We start from the raw sequence: 291 nt of genomic DNA on the forward strand, positions 1-291 counted from the left end.
GGACGTTCGATTCACGCCTACCACACCGAGGGCGCCGGCGGCGGGCACGCACCGGACATCATTACCGTCGCGGCGCAACCGAATGTACTGCCCAGCTCGACCAATCCGACCCGCCCGCATACGGTGAACACCCTTGACGAGCATCTCGACATGCTGATGGTGTGCCACCACCTCAACCCCCGGATCCCGGAGGACCTCGCGTTTGCCGAAAGCCGGATCCGACCGTCCACCATTGCGGCAGAAGATGTGTTGCACGATATGGGGGCAATCTCGATGATTGGCAGCGATTCC

Annotated in this window: 1 protein-coding gene; it reads left to right on the forward strand. The window is 62.5% G+C overall.

Annotation, left to right across the window (positions count from 1 at the left end; genetic code table 11):
- On the forward strand, positions 1-291 hold a 291-nt coding region (locus tag EIK80_RS25555), incomplete at both ends, for an amidohydrolase family protein (protein WP_148099143.1).

It is taken from the genome of Caulobacter sp. 602-1, from assembly GCF_003931565.1.
In the GTDB taxonomy this organism is placed as follows: Bacteria; Pseudomonadota; Alphaproteobacteria; order Caulobacterales; family Caulobacteraceae; genus Caulobacter.